Raw genomic sequence first — 20395 nt, forward strand, 5'->3', positions numbered from 1 at the left:
TGCTCGACCCGGAAACCAACCGTTTCGTGCTGATGGCCACCGAAGGCCTGAACAAGCGCTCCATTGGCAAGGTCAGCATGGCCCCCAACGAAGGCCTGGTCGGCCTGGTCGGAACCCGGGAAGAGCCGCTGAACCTGGAAAACGCCGCCGATCACCCGCGTTACCGCTACTTCGCCGAAACCGGTGAAGAGAAATTCGCCTCGTTCCTCGGCGCGCCGATCATTCACCACCGCCGGGTGGTGGGCGTGCTGGTCATCCAGCAGAAAGAGCGCCGCCAGTTCGACGAGGGCGAAGAGGCCTTCCTGGTCACCATGAGCGCGCAGCTCGCCGGGGTTATCGCCCATGCCGAGGCCACCGGCTCGATTCGTGGCCTGGGCCGCCAGGGCAAGGGCATCCAGGAAGCGCGCTTCGTCGGCGTGCCAGGCTCGCCGGGCGCTGCAGTCGGGCGGGCGGTGGTGATGCTGCCGCCGGCCGACCTCGAAGTGGTGCCCGACAAGGCCGTCGAAGACATCGACGGCGAACTCAAACTGTTCCAGAACGCCCTCGAAGGCGTGCGCGAAGACATGCGCAAGCTGTCGGCCAAGCTGGCCACCCAGCTGCGCCCGGAAGAGCGCGCGCTGTTCGACGTGTACCTGATGATGCTCGAAGACGCGGCCCTGGGCGGTGAGGTGATGGAAGTCATCAAGACCGGTCAATGGGCGCAGGGCGCGTTGCGCCAGGTGGTCGGCGAGCACGTCAACCGCTTCGAGCTGATGGACGACGACTACCTGCGCGAGCGCGCCTCGGACGTCAAGGACCTCGGCCGCCGCCTGCTGGCCTACCTGCAGGAAGCCCGCTCGCAATCGCTGGTGTATGCCGACAACACCATCCTGGTCAGCGAAGAGCTGACCCCGGCCATGCTCGGCGAAGTGCCCGAAGGCAAGCTGGTGGGCCTGGTGTCGGTGCTGGGTTCGGGTAACTCGCACGTTGCCATCCTCGCCCGGGCCATGGGCATCCCCACGGTGATGGGCCTGGTCGACCTGCCGTATTCCAAGGTCGACGGCATCGAGATGATCGTCGACGGCTACAAGGGTGAGGTGTTCACCAACCCCAGCGACGTGCTGCGCAAGCAGTACAGCGAAGTGGTCGAGGAAGAACGCCAGCTGGCCCAGGGCCTCGATGCCCTGCGCGAACTGCCCTGCGTCACCCCCGACGGCCACCGCATGCCGCTGTGGGTCAACACCGGCCTGCTCGCCGATGTCGCCCGTGCCCAGCAGCGTGGCGCCGAAGGTGTCGGCCTGTACCGCACCGAAGTGCCGTTCATGATCAACCAGCGCTTCCCCAGCGAAAAGGAGCAGCTGGCGATCTACCGCGAGCAGCTGGCGGCCTTCCACCCGCTGCCGGTGACCATGCGTACCCTCGACATCGGCGGCGACAAGTCGCTGTCGTACTTCCCGATCAAGGAAGAGAACCCGTTCCTGGGCTGGCGCGGCATCCGCGTGACCCTCGACCACCCGGAGATCTTCCTGGTCCAGACCCGCGCCATGCTCAAGGCCAGCGAAGGCCTGAACAACCTGCGCATCCTGCTGCCGATGATTTCGGGCATCCACGAGCTGGAAGAGGCCCTGCACCTGATCCACCGCGCCTGGGGCGAGGTGCGCGACGAAGGTACCGATGTGCCGATGCCGCCGGTGGGGGTGATGGTGGAGATTCCGGCGGCCGTGTACCAGACCAAGGAGCTGGCGCGGCAGGTGGACTTCCTGTCGGTCGGCTCCAACGACCTGACCCAGTACCTTTTGGCGGTCGACCGCAACAACCCGCGGGTCGCCGACCTCTACGACTACCTCCACCCAGCGGTGCTGCAGGCCCTGAATACCGTGGTGCGCGATGCCCATGGCGAAGGCAAGCCGGTGAGCATCTGCGGCGAAATGGCCGGTGACCCGGCGGCGGCGATCCTGTTGATGGCCATGGGCTTCGACAGCCTGTCGATGAACGCCACCAACCTGCCGAAGGTGAAGTGGATGCTGCGCCAGATGAACATGAGCAAGGCCCAGGAGCTGCTGGCCGAGGCCATGAGCCATGACAACCCGCAAGTTATCCACAGCTCGCTGCAGCTGGCGCTGAAGAACCTTGGCCTGGCGCGGATGATCGGGCCTGGGGCGAACAAGACTTTATAGGTGCGCTGTACCTGCTGGCCCTATCGCCGGCAAGCCGGCTCCCACAAGAGCCCCCACATTTCCCAAGCTTTGTGAGGTTCCCTGTGGGAGCCGGCTTGCCGGCGATGAGGCACGTCAGACCATCAACTCAACTTCCCCCAAGTGCCCGCCAAACGGCCCGAAACTGCGCTCGATCAGCCGTCTTCTGCCCTGATCATCGACAATCAACACAGTGCTGGCCCGCGTCCCGTAGTTCTGGCTGGCAATGAACACGCTCGACAGCAGCTTCTCGGTCGCCACCCCCACCCCTGTCTCTGGCAGTTCGCTGTCCGCCGCCGGCTCCGCATCGGCCAGCAAGGCCAGTAACTGCTGCGGCTGCGCCGACTCCAGCAAGCCCTCCAGCCCCGTGCGGGCCTTCACCAGTTTTGGCCACGGCGTATCCAGCCCGGCATTGGAAAGGCCGTATACCCCAGCCTCAAGCAGCTGCGGCGCCGCATCCCGGGCATGCAGGTAGCCCAGCCGGTCCCTGTCGCCCACCAGCAAGTTGAACCCCGAGTACTGCCCGCTGCGGCTGGCGACCTGGTCCAGGTAGGCCTCGACACCCAACTCACCCTGGAGGAACCCCGCCACCAGCTCGCCGCGGCTGCGCGGCCCGAGCGGCTGGCCCGGTTCGCGAATGTTGGTCAGCGCCGCGAAGCGCCCCTGCGGCCCCACCCCCAGCCAGGTGCCCCCGGCCTCCAGGTCACGCCCCGCGTGCACCCCAGGGGCGTCCTGCCAGGCTGCGAGGGCCTGGGTCGGCCGGGCATAGAACTCGTCACGGTTGGCCGCGACGATCAGCGGCAGGGCATGCCCGGGCCGCCAGGCGAATACGATCAGGCACATAGGTTTGGCCTCTGTGTTTTTTGCCACTCTACCCACTGCGCTGGCGGCGATCCATCCTGTCACGAAGTTCACTAGAGCCTCGTGCCCGCCTTCCGTTACCATGCCGGATTGATTTTCTCGGGGATGACGAATGGAGTTCGTACTCTATCTGCTGTTGGGGGCCTGCGCCGGCGTGCTGGCCGGGTTGTTCGGCGTGGGTGGCGGCATCATCATCGTGCCGGTGCTGGTGTTCAGCTTCACCTTGCAGGGCTTCGATGCGTCGATACTCACCCATCTGGCAGTCGGCACCTCGCTTGCGACCATCGTCTTCACCTCGATCAATGCCGTGCTCGAGCATCACCGCCGGGGCGCGGTGCAGTGGCCGATCTTCGCCTGGATGACCGTCGGCATCCTGCTCGGTGCCGGTATCGGCGCCAAGACCGCCTCGCTGATCCAGGGCCCGCAGCTGCAGAAGATCATCGGCGTGTTCGCCCTGATCGTCGCCGCGCAGATGGCCCTGGACCTCAAGCCCAAGGCCAGCCGCGGCATCCCCGGCAAGCCTGCGCTGATCGGCGCAGGCGGGGTGATCGGCTGGGCCTCGGCCATCTTCGGTATCGGCGGCGGCTCGCTGACCGTACCGTTTCTGACCTGGCGCAGCCTGCCGATGCAGCAGGCGGTGGCGACGTCGTCGGCCTGCGGGCTGCCGATTGCCGTGGCCAGTGCCCTGAGCTTCATGTGGCTGGGCTGGGGCAACACCCACCTGCCGGCCCACAGCGTGGGCTATGTCTACCTGCCAGCGCTGGTCGGCATCGCCGTCACCAGCATGTTTTTCGCCCGCTTCGGCGCACGTCTGGCGCACAAGCTGTCGCCGCGCCTGCTCAAGCGCCTGTTCGCCGCGTTGCTGTTCTGCGTCGGGCTGAGCTTCCTGATTTGAACCAAGAGGAATATCCATGCTGCCTTACCCGCAGATAGACCCCGTGGCCGTGGCCCTCGGGCCGCTGAAAATCCACTGGTACGGCCTGATGTACCTGATCGGCATCGGCGGTGCCTGGCTGCTCGCCTCACGCCGGCTCGCCCGCTTCGACCCCACCTGGTCGCGCGAGAAGCTCTCCGACCTGGTGTTCTGGTTGTCGATGGGGGTGATCGTCGGTGGCCGCCTGGGCTACGTGCTGTTCTACGACCTCCACGCCTACCTGGCCAACCCGACGCTGATCTTCGAAGTCTGGAAGGGCGGCATGTCGTTCCACGGCGGTTTCATCGGGGTGATGCTGGCGGCCCTGTGGTTCGGCAAGCGCAACAACAAGTCGTTCTTCGAGCTGATGGACTTCGTCGCGCCGCTGGTGCCGATCGGCCTGGGTGCCGGGCGTATCGGCAACTTCATCAATGCCGAGCTGTGGGGCAAGGCCACCGACGTGCCTTGGGCGATGGTCTTCCCGCCCTTCAGCGACCCGGCGCAGTTGCCCCGTCATCCGTCGCAGCTGTACCAGTTCGCCCTCGAAGGTGTGGCATTATTCGTGATTCTCTGGTTGTACTCGCGCAAGCCGCGCCCGACCATGGCCGTTTCCGGCATGTTCGCGCTGTTCTACGGTATTTTCCGCTTCATCGTGGAGTTCGTGCGGGTGCCCGATGCCCAGCTTGGCTACATCGCGTTCGGCTGGTTGACCATGGGTCAGTTGCTTTGCGTGCCGATGATCGTCGGCGGCATCTTCCTGATCTGGTTGGCCTACAACCGCAAACCTACGGCCAAACCCGCCGTATGATTTTCACGGCAGGGGCGATCCCCCTGCCGTTCTTGTTACAGGAAAGTCATGAAACAGTATCTAGATCTGGTCCGCGACGTCATCGAAAACGGCACGCTGCAAGGCAACCGCACCGGCATCCGCACCATCAGCCTGCCGGGCGCCATGCTGCGTTTCGACCTGCAAAAAGGCTTCCCGGCCATCACCACGCGCAAGCTGGCGTTCAAGTCGGCGATCGGCGAGATGGTCGGTTTCCTGCGGGGCGTGAAGAACGCCGGTGAATTCCGCGAGCTGGGCTGCAAGGTCTGGGACCAGAACGCCAACGAAAACGCCCAGTGGCTGGCCAACCCGTTCCGCCAGGGGCATGACGACCTGGGCGAAATCTACGGCGTGCAGTGGCGCCAGTGGCCGGGCTACAAGCGCATCCCGCTGAGCAACCCGGCGGCCATCGAAATGGCCGAAAAGGCAGGCTTCCGCCAGATCGCCAAGGACGAGGAAGACGGCCAGGCGTTCGTCATCCTGTACAAGGCCATCGACCAGGTGCGCCAGTGCCTGGACACCATCGCCAACGACCCGGGCAGCCGGCGCATCCTGTTCCACGGCTGGAACTGCGCGCAACTGGACGAAATGGCCCTGCCGCCGTGCCACCTGCTGTACCAGTTCCACCCGAATGTCGAGACCAGGGAAATTTCCCTGACCCTCTACATCCGCTCCAACGACCTGGGCCTGGGCACGCCGTTCAACCTCACCGAAGGCGCGGCGCTGCTGTCGCTGTTCGGCCGCCTCACCGGCTACACCCCACGCTGGTTCACCTACTTCATCGGCGATGCCCATGTGTATGAAAACCACCTGGACATGCTCAACGAGCAGCTCAAGCGCGAGCCGCTGGCAGCGCCGAAGCTGGTGATCAGCGACCGCGTACCGGACTTCGCCAAGACTGGCAAGTATGAGCCTGAATGGCTGGAGAAGATCGAGCCGAGCGACTTCAGCCTGGAAGGTTACGAGCACCATGCGCCGATGACGGCACCGATGGCGGTCTGACTTCATTGGCCCCATCGCCGGCAAGCCGGCTCCCACAGACGCAGGCCTTGTGGGAGCCGGCTTGCCGGCGATGGGGCCTTGGATCAATGCCCGTGGCTACGCCCCACATGTGAATGCTCGGCCTCCGGCACCGACACCGCCCCATTCACTTCCAGTTGTTGCAAGATCGCGCATTCCGCCCCTTGCGCATTGCAGCGCTGACGCAACTCCACCAGCTGCGCCTGCAGCGCCACCAAGCCATCGATCCGTGCCTGCACGTGCTCGATATGCTCATCGATCAACGCATTCACGCTGCCGCACGAGCCTTCAGGGCTGTCGCGCAGGCGCAGCAGGCTGCGGATTTCATCCAGGGTCATGTCCAGCGTGCGGCAGTTGCGGATGAAGGTCAGCCGCTCCACGTGGGCCTGGGTGTACAGCCGGTAGTTGCCGTCGGTGCGGGCGGGTTCCGGCAGCAGTTGCTCACGCTCGTAATAGCGGATGGTTTCCACGGCGCAGTCGGTCGCCTTGGCCAGTTCTCCGATCTTCATGGCAAATTCTCCAGCAGATGGCTTGACCCTATAGTGGCTACAGGGTGTTCACTTGGCAACAGGCGAACATTAAGGATGCCCCCATGAACCAGCCTGTCAGCCCCGAACACAAGCACCCCCACGATCATGCCCACGGCGACGACGACCACGGCCATGCCGCGCACGGCCACAGCTGCTGTGGCGCCAGCGCAGCGCCGGCCCTGGTGCAGTTGACCGAGAAGGCCAGCGCCCAGGCGCAGTTGAGCCGCTTTCGTATCGACGCCATGGACTGCCCCACCGAACAGACGCTGATCCAGGACAAGCTGGGCAAGCTGGCAGGTGTCGAGCAGTTGGAGTTCAACCTGATCAACCGCGTGCTCGGCGTGCGCCATACCTTGGGCGGCACCGAAGCCATCGAGCGCGCCATCGAAAGCCTGGGCATGAAGGCCGAGCCGCTGGCAATCGAAGGCGCTGACGCCCCGGTGCAGCCGCACAAGACCCGCTGGTGGCCGCTGGCGCTGTCGGGTATTGCTGCGATCGCCGCCGAAATCGTGCACTTTGGCGCCCTGGCGCCGGAATGGCTGGTGGCCGCGCTGGCCCTGGCGGCGATCCTCGGCTGTGGCCTGGGCACCTACAAAAAGGGCTGGATTGCCCTGAAGAACCGCAACCTCAACATCAACGCGCTGATGAGCATCGCCGTGACCGGTGCAGTGCTGATCGGCCAGTGGCCGGAAGCGGCCATGGTCATGGTGCTGTTCACCGTCGCCGAGCTGATCGAAGCCCGCTCCCTGGACCGTGCGCGCAATGCCATCAGCGGCCTGATGCAACTCACCCCCGACACCGCCACGGTGCAGCAGGCCGATGGCCAGTGGCGCGAGGTGGATGTGCGCGAAGTGGCCATCGGTGCGCAGGTGCGGGTGCGCCCCGGTGAGCGCATCGGCCTGGATGGCGAGGTGGTCAGTGGCCAATCCAGCGTCGATCAGGCACCGATCACCGGCGAAAGCCTGCCCGTGGAGAAAGCCGTCGGCGACAAGCTGTTCGCCGGCACCATCAACCAGGCCGGCGCCCTGGAGTACCGGGTGAGCGCCGGCGCCGGGCAATCCACCCTGGCGCGCATCATCAAGGCCGTGGAAGAGGCCCAGGGCGCGCGTGCGCCGACCCAGCGCTTCGTCGACACCTTCTCGCGCATCTACACCCCGGTGGTGTTCGCCCTGGCCCTGGCCGTGGCCATCATCCCGCCGCTGTTCATGGCCGGCGCCTGGTTCGACTGGGTCTACCGCGCCCTGGTGCTGCTGGTGGTGGCCTGCCCGTGTGCACTGGTGATCTCGACCCCGGTGACCATCGTCAGCGGCCTGGCGGCGGCGGCGCGCAAGGGCATCCTGATCAAGGGCGGCGTGTACCTCGAAGGCGGCCGCAAGCTCGACTACCTGGCCCTGGACAAGACCGGCACCATCACCCACGGCAAGCCGGTGCAAACCGACGCCAAGGTGCTCGAGCCGCTGTTCGAAGGCCGCGCCCAGGCCATGGCGGCCAGCCTTGGGGCGCGTTCCGACCACCCGGTGTCGGGCGCCATCGCCCAGTTCGCCAAGGCGCAGAACCTGCCGCTGAGCGAGGTGAGCGACTTTGCAGCCCTGGCCGGGCGCGGCGTGCGCGGGGTGATCGATGGCCAGACCTACCACCTGGGCAACCACCGCCTGGTCGAAGAGCTGGGCCTGTGCTCGCCTGAGCTCGAAGCACAGCTCGATGTGCTGGAGCGCCAGGGCAAGACCGTGGTGCTGCTGCTCGACCGCTCCGGCCCGCTGGCGCTGTTCGCCGTGGCCGACACGGTCAAGGACAGCAGCCGCCAGGCCATCGCCGAACTGCATGCGCTGGGCATCAAGACTGTCATGCTCACCGGCGACAATCCGCACACCGCCGAGGCGATCGCCGCCCAGGTGGGCATCGACCGCGCCGAAGGCAACCTGCTGCCTGCCGACAAGCTGGCCAGCATCGAGCAGCTGTATGCCCAGGGCCACCGGGTCGGCATGGTCGGCGATGGCATCAACGATGCGCCGGCCCTGGCCCGCGCCGAAATCGGCTTCGCCATGGCGGCCGCCGGTACCGACACCGCGATCGAGACCGCCGACGTGGCGCTGATGGATGACGACTTGCGCAAAATCCCGGCGTTCGTCAGGCTGTCGCGCCAAAGTGCGGCGATCCTGACGCAGAACATCGTTCTGGCGCTGGGCATCAAGGCACTGTTCCTGGCGATCACCTTCACCGGCATGGCCACCTTGTGGATGGCCGTCTTTGCCGACATGGGCGTGAGCCTGCTGGTGGTATTCAACGGTTTGCGCCTGCTGCGCAAGTAGCGCCGGTTGCGCACAACAGAGGTCCTGCAATGCTGAGTGCCGAGCTCAAAGCCTTCTACATGGTGGCCCGCCTGGGCAGCATCACCTTGGCCGCGAAGAAGCTCGGGCTCAGCCAGCCCACGGTGACCACGCAGATTCGCAACCTGGAGAGCCAGTACGCGGTGGAGCTGTTCTACCGCGGTGGCCGGCGCCTGGTGCTGAGCGAAGAGGGCGTGCGCCTGTTGCCGATGGTCAAGGCGCTGCTGCAGCAGGAAGCCGACATCGAGTTCGAGCTGCGCAACAGCGGCCATGCCCAGGGCAGCCTGCGCATTGCCGCCACCGCGCCTTACTACATCCTCGACCTGGTGAAGATCTTCCGCGAGCGCCTGCCGCAGGTGGAAGTGGCGGTGGAGATCGGCAACTCCCAGCAAGTGCTGGAAATGCTCGAAGACTACCGCGTCGATATCGCCGCCTCCTCGCAGTTGCTTGAAGATGCGCGCCTGGTGCGGCGGGTGCTGGGCACCGACCCGCTGGTGGTGGCGGTGCACCGCAATCACCCGCTGGCGCATCGCCAGGCGGTGTCCATCGACGTGGTGGCCGGGCATTGCCTGCTGATGCGCGAAAAGGGCTCGACCACCCGCAAGCTGACCGAGCAGATGCTGGACGAGGCCGGGGTGAAGGCCGGGGCGTTGCTGGAGATCGGCAGCCGCGAGTCGATCCGCGAGGCGGTGCTGCGCAATATCGGCATCAGCGTGATTGCCCGCCACGAGGTGCCGCACAACCCCGAACTGCGCGTGCTGACGCTGGAGAACGCGCCGGTGATGCATGAGTACCTGTATTGCCTGAAGGAGCGGCGCCAGGCGCGGTTGCCGGCGGCGTTCCTGGGGGTGGCGCAGGAAGTGGTGGGTTCGCAGTTCTGACGGCCTGCGGTGGACTCTTCGCGGGGCAAGCCCGCTCCCACAGGAACTACGCAGCCCTCAAGGGCAACGCTGAACCTGTGGGAGCGGGCTTGCCCCGCGAAGAGGCCGGCAACGCCACTACAAAATCTGCCTATACCACTATCGCCCGCTTTTGCCCTAACGCCACAGAACCTTCGCACAGCCTTCCTAGCATGGCCCCATCTGTTCGATGAGGCCTTGCCATGAACCACGCCACTCCGGGCGCACAGATGAAAGTGCGCGGTATCCACAAGCGTTTCGGTGCCTTCACCGCGCTGAACGATGTCTCCCTGGACATCGCCGCCGGCGAGCTGGTCTGCCTGCTCGGCCCCTCCGGCTGCGGCAAGACCACCCTGCTGCGCTGCATCGCCGGCCTCGAACGCCAGGACCGCGGCACGCTGTACATCGGCAACCGCGACATCTCCGAACTGCCGCCCCAGGCCCGTGACTACGGCATCCTGTTCCAGTCCTACGCCCTGTTCCCCAACCTCAGCGTCGAAGCCAACATCGCCTACGGCCTGACCGGCAGCAGCCGTGAGCAGAGCCGCCAACGGGTGGCCGAGATGCTTGAGCTGGTGGGCCTTGGCGGCAGCGAAAAGAAATACCCCGGCCAGCTCTCCGGTGGCCAACAGCAGCGCGTGGCCCTGGCCCGTGCCTTGGCCCCGGCGCCCTCGCTGCTGTTGCTCGACGAGCCGATGTCGGCGCTCGATGCCCGCGTGCGCGAGCACCTGTGCACCGAGCTGCGCCAGCTGCAGCGCCAGCTTGGCATCACCACCCTGATGGTCACCCACAACCAGGATGAAGCCATGCTCATGGCCGACCGCATCGCCGTGATGAACAACGGCCAGGTCGAGCAGTACGCCACGCCCCAGGAAATCTACGACCAGCCGGCCACCCCGTTCGTCGCCGAGTTCGTCGGCCAGGGCAACTGGCTGCCGTTCCAGCGCAGCAGCGACAGCCACGCTCAGGTCGGCGCGATGAACATGCGCCTGGCCGCCGGCGCGCCGCGCGCCAGCAGCGGCCGGTTGTTCTGCCGCCCCGAGGCGATCACGGTGAACCCGGTGGTGCACGAGGAAAACCTGTTCCCGGCCAAGGTGCGCGAGATCACCTTCCTCGGCAACCGCTGCCGCATGAGCTTCGAGCTCAAGGCCCTGCCAGGCCACGCCCTGCTCGCCGAGCTGGCCCCCGAAGCCATGCCGCGCCTGGGCTCGCAGGACATCTGGGTGGCGTTGCCGCCACAGAGCCTGCAGGTGTTTGCCTGAGATGGCCGCGCCAATGTCCCTGCCGCTCCCCGACGCCAAGCGCGCACCCTCCAGTGACGTCGCCCTGGGAGATCGGCTGTTCGTGATCGGTGGCAAGAGCCTGCTGCTGGTGCTGTTGCTGCTGGCCGTGCTGATGCCGTTGCTGGCGATCTTCTGGCGCGGTTTCAGTGGTGATGCCGGCCAGGGTGGTGGCCTGGTCGCAGCGCGTGCGCTGTTCGCCAGCGAAAACTTCCACTGGCTGCTCGGCAACAGCCTGTCGGTGGCGTTCACCGTGGCGCTGATCGTGATTCCGCTGGCCTACCTGTTCGCCTATGCCCTGCAGCGCACGCTGATCCCGGCCAAGGGCCTGTGGCGAGGCATTTCGCTGCTGCCATTGCTGGCGCCGTCGATGCTGCCGGCCATCGCCCTGGTCTACCTGTTCGGCAACCAGGGCCTGCTGCGCGGGCTGCTGCACGACAACATCTATGGCTTCTGGGGCATCGTCCTGGGCGAGGCCATCTACACCTTCCCGCATGCGCTGATGATCCTGCTCTCGGCCTTGTCGCTGGCCGATGCGCGGCTGTTCGATGCCGCCTCGAGCATGGGCGCCGGGCCTTGGCGGGCGTTTCGCAGCATCACCTGGCCGGCCACGCGCCAGGCGGTGTTCGCCGCGTTCTGCCTGGTGTTCACCCTGACCATCACCGACTTTGGCGTACCGGTGGTGGTCGGTGGCGATTACCAGGTGCTGGCGCTGGAGGCATACAAGGCGGTGGTGGGGCAGCAGCAATTCGGCCGTGGCGCGCTGATCGGCATGGTGCTGCTGGTGCCGGCGCTGCTCAGCTTTGCCGTCGATGCCTGGCTGCGCCGGCGCCAGGGCGATGCCATGAGCGGCCGTGCCCAGGTGTTCGAGCCCAAGCCTTCGCGCGGCCGTGATGCCTGCTTCCTGGCCATCGTGGTGCTGGTGTGCGCGGCGCTGCTGGCGGTGATCGGCATGGCGGTGTACTCGTCGCTGGTGACCTTCTGGCCCTACAACCTGACCCTGTCGTTCAAGCACTACATGTTCGAAGACACCGCAGGCGGTGGCTGGCTGGCCTATCGCAACAGCGTGACCATGGCCATCGCCACCGCGCTGATCGGCAGCCTGGTGATCTTCAGCGGCGCCTACCTGATGGAGAAGACCCAAGGCCAGCGCCTGCTCAACCAGGCCCTGCGCCTGCTCAGTTTCATCCCCATGGCGGTGCCGGGGCTGGTGCTGGGCCTGGGCTATGTCTTCTTCTTCAACCTCGCCGGCAACCCGCTGCATGTGTTCTACGGCAGCATGGCGCTGCTGGTGGTGTGCACCATCGCCCATTACCTGACCACCGCGCAGATGACCGCGACCACCGCGCTGCGCCAGCTCGACGGCGAGTTCGAGGCCGCCGCGCTGTCGCTCAAGGCGCCGCTGTACAAGCACTTCGTGCGGGTCACCGTGCCCATCTGCCTGCCGGCGCTGCTGGACATCATCCGCTACCTGTTCGTCTCGGCGATGACCACCGTCTCGGCAGCCATCTTCCTCTACAGCCCCGACACCATCCTCGCCGCGGTGGCCGTGCTGAACATGGACGATGCCGGCAACGTCGGCGGCGCTGCCGCCATGTCCACCCTGATCCTGCTCACCAGCGCTGGCGCCTCGTTGCTGCTGGCCGCTGCTTCACGCGGCCTGTTGCGCCGCTCCCAGGCCTGGCGCCAACGCGCTGCCGGCCATTGACCGACTGCCCACTCTGATAGGAAACGCATCATGTTCAAGCCACTCGCACTTGCCGCTGCCGTATCCGCCGTCTTCAGCCTGCAGGCCTCGGCCGCCGGCACGCAACTGACCGTGTACACCGCCCTGGAGGCCGAGCAGCTCAAGAGCTATAAGCAGGCCTTCGAGAAGGCCAACCCGGATATCGAGATCAAGTGGGTACGTGATTCCACCGGCATCATCACCGCCAAGCTGCTGGCCGAGAAAGACCGCCCGCAGGCCGACGCGGTCTGGGGCCTGGCTGCTTCGAGCCTGGCCATCCTCGACCAGAACGGCATGCTCGAAGCCTATGCGCCGAAGGATCTGGGCAAGATTTCCGCCAACTACCGCGACGCCGCCAACCCGCCAGCCTGGGTCGGCATGGACGTGTGGGCCGCGACCATCTGCTTCAACACCGTCGAGGCCGAAAAGCAGGGCCTGAGCAAGCCGGTGAGCTGGCAAGACCTGACCAAGCCTGAGTACAAGGGCAAGATCGTCATGCCCAACCCGGCGTCGTCCGGCACCGGTTTCCTCGATGTCAGCGCCTGGCTGCAGACCTTCGGCGAACCCCAGGGCTGGGCCTACATGGACGCCCTGCACCAGAACATCGGCCAGTACGTCCATTCCGGCTCCAAGCCGTGCAAGCTGGCGGCAGCCGGTGAATTCCCGATCGGCATCTCGTTCGAGTACCCGGCCGTGCAGCTCAAGCGCCAGGGCGCGCCGCTGGACATCGTGCTGCCCAAGGAAGGCCTGGGCTGGGAGATCGAGGCCACCGCGGTGATCAAGGGCTCGCCGAAGGCGGATGCGGCCAAGCGCCTGGCCGACTTCTCGGCCAGCCCCGCGGCCATGGAGCTGTACAAGGAGAACTTCGCGGTGCTCGCCGCGCCCGGCATCGCCAAGCCGCAGACCGAATTGCCGGCTGACTACGAGCAGCGCCTGATCAAGAACGACTTTGCCTGGGCCTCGAAGAACCGTGACGAGATCCTTGGCGAATGGCGCAAGCGCTATGACGGCAAGTCGGAGAAGGTGGCGCAGCAGTAAGCCAGGCCTACGCTATCCCTGTGGGAGCCGGCTTGCCGGCGATGGACTGACAGCCGCCTAAAATTTCACCTGAGGAAACCCAAGCGATGCTCACCCGCGACCAGGTCATCGACAACACCTTCGCGCTCTACCAACGCCATGGCAGCGACGACTACATCGGCGAAGCCATCACCCAGCTCGAGCACATGTCCCAGGCCGCGCAACTGGCCATGGACGAAGGCTTCGACGACGAAGTGGTGCTGGCGGCGTTCTTCCACGATATCGGCCACCTGTGTGGCGGCGAGGGTGACATGGGCGGCTTTGGGGTGGTCAGCCATGAGCGCATCGGCGCCGAGTACCTGCGCCGCTGTGGCTTCAGCGAGCGCATGGCGCGGCTGGTGCAGTATCACGTGGAGGCCAAGCGCTACCTGACCTTGCGCCAGCCGGGGTACTACGCACGGCTGAGCGAGGCGAGCCGGCGGACCCTGGAGTATCAGGGTGGGGTGATGAGCGAGGGGGAGGCGGATGAGTTCGAGCGCGATCCGCTGTTCAAGGTGAGCCTGCGGATGCGCGAGTGGGATGAGCAGGCCAAGGAAGTCGGCGTGCCGCTGATCGACATGGCGGTGCTCAAGGGCAAGGCGTTGGCCATGCTTTGATTGCCTGTACCGGCCTCTTCGCGGGCTTGCCCGCGAAGGGGCCCGCACGGCCAACCTCAAATCTGTAGAACCAACGCCTCCAACTGTTCCTGGCGTTCCGCCTGGTTCACCCGGGCCCCCGGGTTGAGCGTCGACCATTGCGGGTGCGCCCGGGCCTTGCTCAAGGCCTCGGGCAGCTTGCCTTCGCGCCAGGCCTTTTCATCCAGTGGCCCCAGGCGAATGCTGTCCTGCGCCGCATGCCCGCGATTGTCCAACGCCACCATCAACTGCTGCTGACGCAAGGCCAGCAGGCGCAGCACGTTGTCGTCCACGGTCAGCTCGCGCTGGCCCTTGAGCTTGCCCATCAACCGCGACCCATAGTTGCGCGCCGTCTGCAGTGCGCCGCCGGCAATGGCCCCGGCCAGCGCGGCAGCGCCCAGGGTGATGCCGCCGACCAGCAGGTCGACCCCGGCGCCCGCTGCGGCACCCGCCGCCACGCCGCTGCCCAGGCGCACACCCAGCAGCTTCAGCGTCTCAGGGTTGAACAGGTCATCGCCCCAGCGCCCGTCGAGCAGCGGCAGGTCACCGGCGTTGGCGTCTTCGCGGCGGAATGCGTAGAGCTTGAGCAACGCCTCGACACAGCGCTGTTCGCGTTGGCGCACCTCCTGGCGCAGGGCCTCGATGGCCTTGGCTTCGGCAGCCGGCTCGGCGGCCACGCTGCGCCGGCAGGCGGCGCAGTCGAGCAGCAGCTCGGCGATCAGGCGCTTGCCGCTGTGCTGGCGGGCCAGGCGCTGCGCCTGCTGGTCGTCGATCAAGCGTTGCAGGGCCGGGCGCGCCTCTTCCAGCAACAACGCCAGGCTTTCGTACAGGCGGCGCTCGCCATCTTCGGGCGGCGCCACGCTGTCGAAGCGCACCAGCGCATGCAGGCCAAGCCGGGCCAGCGCTTCGCGCCATTGCGGCTCGCGGTGCTGGCTGCTGGCAACGAAGTTGAGCACCGGCAGCAAGGGCTTGCCGCAACTGGCCAGCACTTCCAGTTCGTCGCGGTACTTGGCCAGCACCGGTTCACGGGCGTCGATCACGTACAGGCCGGCATTGCTCGCCAGCAACTGGCGCAGCACCTTGGCCTCCTGCTCGAAACGCTGGCGCGCTTCGCTGCCCTGGAGAAAGCGCTCCAGCCGCGCCGGGCCGTCCAGCCGCTCGCCGGGGCGCTCCAGGCGTTCCAGGTAGTCGAGCAGCGCGATGGCGTCTTCCAGGCCGGGGGTGTCGTAGAGCTCCAGCAGCGGTTCGCCATCCACCGACAGCCGCGCGCCCTCCACATGGCGGGTGGTGCTGGGCCGGTGGGACACTTCGCCAAAGCCCACGTCACGGGTGAGGGTGCGCAGCAGCGAGGTCTTGCCGACGTTGGTGTGGCCGACCACGGCCAGTTTCAGCGGCTCAGTCATGGCCATGCTCCAGCCAGGTCAGGGGCGAGGTGTCGGCATGGGGCAGGCCGAGGCGGTCCAGTGCTTCGTGCCAGTCACCCAGGCGCTCGGCATCCAGGGCCTGGCCCGGGGCTGCCTGCAGCAGCCAGATGCGGGTGGCACCGGCATTGCGCGCCAGCTCCGCGAGCAGGGCCAGGCTGCCGCGGTCGGGCGAGCGGCGCGGGTCGCAGGCGATGGCCAGGCGCGCCGGGGGGAAGCGGCTGAGTTGTTCGAGCAGCTTGTTGCGCGACTCGCGGTTGTCGAGCACGCCGGCGTCGGTCACGCCCTTGGGCAGGGCGGGCGGCCAGGGGCGCTGGTCGTCCAGTTCCAGGCCGACCAGCAAGGCGCCGCTGCTGCCAGCGTCCAGTTGGCCTGCCTGGAACTGCGGCAGTGCCTCGGGTGCTGCATCCTGTACGCCGATGCGTTCGCTGCGCGGCATCAGGGGTTCACGCAGGTGTGCGTAGCCCGGCAGGCTGAGGTCCAGGGCCAGGCGCTGACGGCCCTGGCGCCAGCGCCACAGGCACAGCGCGAACAGCGCCAGGCGCGGCAGCAGGCCATACACCAGCACCACACCGAGCAGCCAGCTGGCCCACGCCTGGCGGGCCAGGTCCAGCGCTGGCAGGGTGTCGCCGCTGGCGCGGATCATGGCCTCGTCAGGCATTGCGAAACCCAGCAGCGAAGGCAGCGCGCCGAGTGCGTGGGTCAGTTGGATGAAGGGCTCGGGGGCGAGCAAGGTGGTTTCCCAGACGAAGCCGTAGCGGCGGGTGGCGAGCAGCGCCAGCAGCAGCGCCAATGCGCTGAGCATCGCCAGCAGCCACAGGCCATGCACCAGTGTGCCGAGCAACCAGCGGCTCAGGCGCTGGCGTTGCAGCAGCACCAGCAGCGCCGGTGCCAGGTGCGCGGCCTTGGCGTCGCGGGCGAAGCGTTCGCTCAACCACAACCACAGGCGCCCCAGGCTGGCGCCACTCTCGCCGCTCAGCGCCAGCCCGGCGGCCCAGCCCAGCAGCATCAGCAGGTTCAGCCCGAGCAGGCTGCCCAGGGCCCAGAACACGTTGACCGGGCGTTGCCCGTCGCCAAGGGCGGCAAGGGCCAGGCCGGCGCCGCTGAGCACGGCCATCAGCAGCAACGCCAGCAGCGCCAGGCGCGCGCCTTGCTTCCAGTGGTGCAAGGCGCGGGTGATGCCGTCACGTTCGGCGAGGCACAGCGCCCGGGTTTCGATGCGCGCCGCCAGGTCGCCGCCCTGCTGGCGGGCGAGGCGGTTGGCTTCCTGGTCCTCCAGGGGGCCGGCGTGTTCCTCGCGCAGGCGCACCGCTTCGGTGAGCCAGCGTTTGTCCAGGGGAGTCAGTGCAGTCACAAGGTCTTCCATTGCACGGTTCAGGGCAGAAGCATAACCCACACGCCGGGTGCTATCCTCGCGGGCATGAATACATCACTCCCCCTCAGCCTGATCGCGGCGCATGCCGAGAACCGCGTGATCGGCATCGACAACTCCATGCCCTGGCATCTGCCGGGGGACTTCAAGTACTTCAAGGCCACCACCCTGGGCAAGCCGATCATCATGGGCCGCAAGACCTGGGATTCGCTGGGCCGGCCGCTGCCGGGGCGCTTGAACATCGTGGTCAGCCGCCAGCCGGGGCTGCAGCTGGCGGGCGCCGAGGTGTTCGCTTCGCTGGAGGCGGCGCTGGTGCGTGCCGAGCAGTGGGCGCGGGAACAGGGCGTCGAGGAATTGATGCTGATTGGCGGCGCGCAGCTGTATGCGCAGGCGCTGGAGAAGGGGCTGGTCAGCCGCATGTACCTGACCCGCGTGGAGCTGGCGCCGCAAGGGGATGCCTGGTTCCCCGAGTTCGATTCGCAGCAGTGGCGGCGGGTGTCGAGCGAGGCGCAGGTTGAAGAGAACAAACCTGCGTACCACTTCGAGGTATGGGACAAGGTTTGAAAAAGGCAGGGGCTGCATGTGCAGCCCCTGTGTGTTTTCAGCTGCGGCTCAGCTCGGCATGCTCGTCATCGGCCAGCACGCCCTTGTCGGTCTCTTTGAGCAACTGGCTGGTCACAACGCCCGCGGTCATCGAACCATTCACGTTCAACGCCGTGCGGCCCATGTCGATCAGCGGCTCCACCGAAATCAGCAGCGCCACCAGCTCGACCGGCAGGCCCATGGCCGGCAGCACGATCAGCGCGGCGAAGGTCGCCCCACCGCCGACGCCGGCGACACCGGCCGAACTCAGGGTGACGATCGCCACCAGGGTCGCGATCCACAGCGGGTCGAAGGTATCGATGCCCACCGCGGGCGCCACCATCACCGCCAGCATCGCCGGGTACAGGCCGGCGCAGCCGTTCTGGCCGATGGTCGCGCCGAACGAGGCACTGAAGCTGGCGATCGATTGCGGCACACCCAGGCGGCGTGTCTGCGCCTCGATGTTCAGCGGGATGCTCGCTGCGCTGGAGCGGCTGGTGAAGGCGAAGGTCAGCACCGGCCAGACCTTGCGGAAGAAGCGCAGCGGGCTGACGCCGGTGATGGCGAGGATGATGCCGTGCACCACGAACATCAGGCCCAGGCCGATGTACGACACCACCACGAAGCTGCCCAGCTTGAGGATGTCGTCGAAGTTGGAGCTGGCCACCACCTTGGTCATCAGCGCCAGCACGCCGTAGGGGGTCAGCTTCATCACCAGGCGCACCAGGCGCATCACCCAGGCCTGCAGGGTGTCGATGGCCGACAGAGCGCGGCCGCCCTTCTCGGCATCGTCCTTGATCAGCTGCAGCGCAGCCAGGCCAACGAACACGGCGAAGATCACCACGCTGATGATCGAGGTCGGCTTGGCCCGTGCCAGGTCGCCCACCGGGTTGCTCGGCACGAACGACAGCAGCAGCTGCGGGATGTTGAGGTCGGCGACCTTGCCGGCGTAGTCACTGTGGATGGCCTGCAGGCGCGCGCTTTCCTGGACGCCGGCCACCAGCCCTTCGGCGCTCAGGCCGAACAGGTTGGTCAGGGCCACACCGATCAGCGCGGCGATGGCGGTGGTCAGCAGCAGCGTGCCGATGCTCAGCACGCTGATGCGGCCCAGCGAGGAGGCGTTGTGCAGGCGGGCCACGGCGCTGAGGATCGAGGCGAAGATCAGCGGCATGACGATCATCTGCAACAGGCCCACGTAGCCGTTGCCGACCAGGTCGAGCCAGCCGATGGTGGCCTTGAGCACCGGGTGGCCGGCGCCGTAAATGGTGTGCAGCACCAGGCCGAAGACCACGCCGAGCACCAGGCCGAGCAGCACCTTCTTGGCCAGGCTCCAGTCGGTACGGCGAGTTTGTGCCAGGCCCAGCAGCAAGGCCAGGAACGCCAGCAGGTTGAGAGACAGCGGCAGGTTCATTGAAGCTCCAGGAAAAAGCAGAAGAGGCATCGCCTCTGTGAGCGATTGCGAACGGAAATGCTAACAGCCTGAAAACAAACGAATTTATACCCAAAAGTAATTTGCTTAGGCGCTTATGGAATAACGCTTTGTCGCAAATAGCAATAAACACGGCGTTTATGGCTGCGCGAAGGTCGCTGTGAGGGGCGCTGGGCAGGGTTTGCTGGGCTAGTTTTTCCAGGTTCTTTCAGGAGATTCGCACATGAAGTTAGCGCCGAAAGCCTTGCTGGTGGGTGTGTCCGTGCTTTTCGCTGCCCAAGCCTGGGCCACCGATCTCACTCACTGGCCCGCCGACGCGGCCAGGCAGCTCGATGCCATGATCGCCGCCAATGCCAACCAGGGTAACTACGCGGTGTTCGACATGGACAACACCAGCTACCGCTACGACCTTGAAGAAGCGCTGCTGCCGTTCATGGAGAACCAGGGGCTGCTGACCCGCGACAAGCTCGACCCCTCGCTCAAGCTGATCCCGTTCAAGGACACTGCCGAGCACAAGGAAAGCCTGTTCAGCTACTACTACCGCCTGTGCGAAATCGACGACATGGTCTGTTACCCCTGGGTGGCGCAGGTGTTTTCCGGTTTCACCCTCAAGGAGCTCAAGGCCCAGGTCGACGCGCTGATGGCCTCGGGCAAGCCTGTGCCCAGCACCTATTTCGAGGGCGACCAGGTCAAGGCCATCGAGGTGCAGCCGCCCAAGGTCTTCACCGGCCAGGCCGAGCTGTACAACAAGCTGATGGAAAATGGCATCGAGGTGTACGTGATCTCGGCCGCGTCCGAGGAACTGGTGCGCATGGTCGCCTCGGACCCCAAGTACGGCTACAACGTCAAACCGCAGAACGTGATCGGCGTCAGCCTGCTGCTCAAGGACCGCGCCAGCGGCGAGCTGACCACCGCGCGCAAGCAGATCAGCGCCGGCCACTACGATGCCAAGGCCAACGAGGGCCTGGAGCTGACGCCTTACCTGTGGACTCCTGCCACCTGGATGGCCGGCAAGCAGGCGGCCATCCTCACCTACATCGATGAATGGAAGAAGCCGGTGCTGGTGGGTGGCGATACGCCAACCAGCGATGGCTACATGCAGTTCCATGGCGTGGATGTGAACAAGGGCGGCATCCACCTGTGGATAAACCGCAAGGCCAAGTACATGGACCAGTTGAACGGCATGATCGCCAAGCAGGCGGCGGCCCAGGCCAAGGAAGGGTTGCCGGTGACGGCGGACAAGAACTGGGTGATCGTGACGCCGGAGCAGATTCAGTAGCCGGGTGGTGAAAGTGCTGGCCCCATCGCCGGCAAGCCGGCTCCCACAGGTACACCACAGCACCT

At 66.3% G+C, this 20395-nt stretch carries 17 protein-coding genes; 12 read left to right on the forward strand and 5 right to left on the reverse strand.

Features of this window, described 5'->3' with window-relative positions:
* The coding region (gene ptsP / locus B3E94_RS08485) for a phosphoenolpyruvate--protein phosphotransferase (protein ID WP_286913077.1) at positions 1–2156 on the forward strand (2156 nt) is incomplete at its 5' end.
* 114 nt (positions 2157–2270) lie between these two features.
* On the opposite strand, the gene B3E94_RS08490 is transcribed toward ptsP, so the two are convergent.
* Positions 2271–3017, reverse strand: a complete 747-nt coding sequence (locus tag B3E94_RS08490) for an NRDE family protein (RefSeq protein ID WP_286913078.1) — start codon at positions 3015–3017, stop codon at positions 2271–2273.
* A 130-nt stretch (positions 3018–3147) separates the two neighbouring features.
* Between B3E94_RS08490 and B3E94_RS08495 the strand changes: the two genes are divergently transcribed.
* From B3E94_RS08495 to B3E94_RS08505, 3 genes are read left to right on the forward strand one after another with little or no spacing between them, the layout of a single operon-like run.
* Complete coding sequence (locus B3E94_RS08495; RefSeq protein ID WP_236193912.1) at positions 3148–3930, forward strand: sulfite exporter TauE/SafE family protein; 783 nt, start codon at positions 3148–3150, stop codon at positions 3928–3930.
* Positions 3931–3946: 16 nt separating this feature from the next.
* Positions 3947–4756: a prolipoprotein diacylglyceryl transferase gene (gene lgt / locus B3E94_RS08500; protein WP_176515715.1), complete on the forward strand. Its 810-nt coding sequence runs from the start codon at positions 3947–3949 to the stop codon at positions 4754–4756.
* A 48-nt stretch (positions 4757–4804) separates the two neighbouring features.
* On the forward strand, positions 4805–5776 hold the full coding sequence (locus tag B3E94_RS08505; RefSeq protein WP_286913080.1) for a thymidylate synthase: 972 nt from the start codon (positions 4805–4807) through the stop codon (positions 5774–5776).
* 83 nt (positions 5777–5859) lie between these two features.
* On the opposite strand, the gene cadR is transcribed toward B3E94_RS08505, so the two are convergent.
* Positions 5860–6303 carry a cadmium resistance transcriptional regulator CadR gene (gene cadR, locus B3E94_RS08510; RefSeq protein WP_176515717.1) on the reverse strand — a complete coding sequence of 148 codons (444 nt, stop codon included), beginning with the start codon at positions 6301–6303 and terminating at the stop codon, positions 5860–5862.
* 83 nt (positions 6304–6386) lie between these two features.
* On the opposite strand from cadR, the gene B3E94_RS08515 reads away from it, so the two are divergent.
* The 6 genes from B3E94_RS08515 (at position 6387) to B3E94_RS08540 (ending at position 14229) form a co-directional block, all read left to right on the forward strand.
* On the forward strand, positions 6387–8633 hold the full coding sequence (locus B3E94_RS08515) for a heavy metal translocating P-type ATPase (RefSeq protein ID WP_286913082.1): 2247 nt from the start codon (positions 6387–6389) through the stop codon (positions 8631–8633).
* A 29-nt stretch (positions 8634–8662) separates the two neighbouring features.
* Positions 8663–9532, forward strand: a complete 870-nt coding sequence (locus B3E94_RS08520) for a LysR family transcriptional regulator (RefSeq protein WP_176515720.1) — start codon at positions 8663–8665, stop codon at positions 9530–9532.
* Positions 9533–9753: 221 nt separating this feature from the next.
* Positions 9754–10812, forward strand: a complete 1059-nt coding sequence (locus tag B3E94_RS08525; protein WP_176515722.1) for a putative 2-aminoethylphosphonate ABC transporter ATP-binding protein — start codon at positions 9754–9756, stop codon at positions 10810–10812.
* A 1-nt stretch (position 10813) separates the two neighbouring features.
* Positions 10814–12538: a putative 2-aminoethylphosphonate ABC transporter permease subunit gene (locus tag B3E94_RS08530; protein ID WP_176515723.1), complete on the forward strand. Its 1725-nt coding sequence runs from the start codon at positions 10814–10816 to the stop codon at positions 12536–12538.
* Between the two features lie 30 nt (positions 12539–12568).
* Positions 12569–13594: a putative 2-aminoethylphosphonate ABC transporter substrate-binding protein gene (locus B3E94_RS08535; RefSeq protein WP_286913083.1), complete on the forward strand. Its 1026-nt coding sequence runs from the start codon at positions 12569–12571 to the stop codon at positions 13592–13594.
* Between the two features lie 86 nt (positions 13595–13680).
* On the forward strand, positions 13681–14229 hold the full coding sequence (locus B3E94_RS08540) for a phosphonate degradation HD-domain oxygenase (protein ID WP_176515727.1): 549 nt from the start codon (positions 13681–13683) through the stop codon (positions 14227–14229).
* A 56-nt stretch (positions 14230–14285) separates the two neighbouring features.
* On the opposite strand, the gene B3E94_RS08545 is transcribed toward B3E94_RS08540, so the two are convergent.
* Both B3E94_RS08545 and B3E94_RS08550 read right to left on the reverse strand, forming a co-directional pair.
* Complete coding sequence (locus B3E94_RS08545) at positions 14286–15650, reverse strand: GTPase/DUF3482 domain-containing protein (RefSeq protein ID WP_176515729.1); 1365 nt, start codon at positions 15648–15650, stop codon at positions 14286–14288.
* Positions 15643–17034, reverse strand: a complete 1392-nt coding sequence (locus B3E94_RS08550) for a DUF2868 domain-containing protein (protein ID WP_286913085.1) — start codon at positions 17032–17034, stop codon at positions 15643–15645. Before B3E94_RS08550 ends, B3E94_RS08545 begins: the two co-directional genes overlap by 8 nt.
* Positions 17035–17088: 54 nt before the next feature.
* Between B3E94_RS08550 and B3E94_RS08555 the strand changes: the two genes are divergently transcribed.
* Positions 17089–17604, forward strand: a complete 516-nt coding sequence (locus B3E94_RS08555; RefSeq protein ID WP_176515733.1) for a dihydrofolate reductase — start codon at positions 17089–17091, stop codon at positions 17602–17604.
* A 37-nt stretch (positions 17605–17641) separates the two neighbouring features.
* On the opposite strand, the gene B3E94_RS08560 is transcribed toward B3E94_RS08555, so the two are convergent.
* Positions 17642–19033, reverse strand: a complete 1392-nt coding sequence (locus tag B3E94_RS08560; protein WP_286913086.1) for an L-cystine transporter — start codon at positions 19031–19033, stop codon at positions 17642–17644.
* A gap of 241 nt (positions 19034–19274) precedes the next feature.
* Here B3E94_RS08560 and B3E94_RS08565 point away from each other — a divergent pair, with 241 nt between their 5' ends.
* Positions 19275–20330 (forward strand): haloacid dehalogenase-like hydrolase, encoded by a 1056-nt coding sequence (locus B3E94_RS08565; RefSeq protein WP_236236011.1) that lies wholly within the window; start codon positions 19275–19277, stop codon positions 20328–20330.
* The last annotated feature ends 65 nt before the right edge of the window (positions 20331–20395 follow it).

This window comes from Pseudomonas sp. UBA6315, from assembly GCF_002438125.1.
GTDB classification, from domain to species: Bacteria; Pseudomonadota; Gammaproteobacteria; order Pseudomonadales; family Pseudomonadaceae; genus Aquipseudomonas; species Aquipseudomonas faucium.

Bases quoted from the DNA above. Each gene is read 5' to 3' on its own strand.
- B3E94_RS08565 (WP_236236011.1), top strand. From the start codon at position 19,275: ATGAAGTTAGCGCCGAAAGCCTTGCTGGTGGGTGTGTCCGTGCTTTTC.
- B3E94_RS08545 (WP_176515729.1), bottom strand. From the start codon at position 15,650: ATGACTGAGCCGCTGAAACTGGCCGTGGTCGGCCACACCAACGTCGGC.
- B3E94_RS08540 (WP_176515727.1), top strand. From the start codon at position 13,681: ATGCTCACCCGCGACCAGGTCATCGACAACACCTTCGCGCTCTACCAA.
- cadR (WP_176515717.1), bottom strand. From the start codon at position 6,303: ATGAAGATCGGAGAACTGGCCAAGGCGACCGACTGCGCCGTGGAAACC.
- B3E94_RS08530 (WP_176515723.1), top strand. From the start codon at position 10,814: ATGGCCGCGCCAATGTCCCTGCCGCTCCCCGACGCCAAGCGCGCACCC.
- B3E94_RS08535 (WP_286913083.1), top strand. From the start codon at position 12,569: ATGTTCAAGCCACTCGCACTTGCCGCTGCCGTATCCGCCGTCTTCAGC.
- B3E94_RS08555 (WP_176515733.1), top strand. From the start codon at position 17,089: ATGAATACATCACTCCCCCTCAGCCTGATCGCGGCGCATGCCGAGAAC.
- B3E94_RS08495 (WP_236193912.1), top strand. From the start codon at position 3,148: ATGGAGTTCGTACTCTATCTGCTGTTGGGGGCCTGCGCCGGCGTGCTG.
- B3E94_RS08505 (WP_286913080.1), top strand. From the start codon at position 4,805: ATGAAACAGTATCTAGATCTGGTCCGCGACGTCATCGAAAACGGCACG.
- B3E94_RS08550 (WP_286913085.1), bottom strand. From the start codon at position 17,034: ATGGAAGACCTTGTGACTGCACTGACTCCCCTGGACAAACGCTGGCTC.
- B3E94_RS08520 (WP_176515720.1), top strand. From the start codon at position 8,663: ATGCTGAGTGCCGAGCTCAAAGCCTTCTACATGGTGGCCCGCCTGGGC.
- lgt (WP_176515715.1), top strand. From the start codon at position 3,947: ATGCTGCCTTACCCGCAGATAGACCCCGTGGCCGTGGCCCTCGGGCCG.
- B3E94_RS08560 (WP_286913086.1), bottom strand. From the start codon at position 19,033: ATGAACCTGCCGCTGTCTCTCAACCTGCTGGCGTTCCTGGCCTTGCTG.
- B3E94_RS08525 (WP_176515722.1), top strand. From the start codon at position 9,754: ATGAACCACGCCACTCCGGGCGCACAGATGAAAGTGCGCGGTATCCAC.
- B3E94_RS08515 (WP_286913082.1), top strand. From the start codon at position 6,387: ATGAACCAGCCTGTCAGCCCCGAACACAAGCACCCCCACGATCATGCC.
- B3E94_RS08490 (WP_286913078.1), bottom strand. From the start codon at position 3,017: ATGTGCCTGATCGTATTCGCCTGGCGGCCCGGGCATGCCCTGCCGCTG.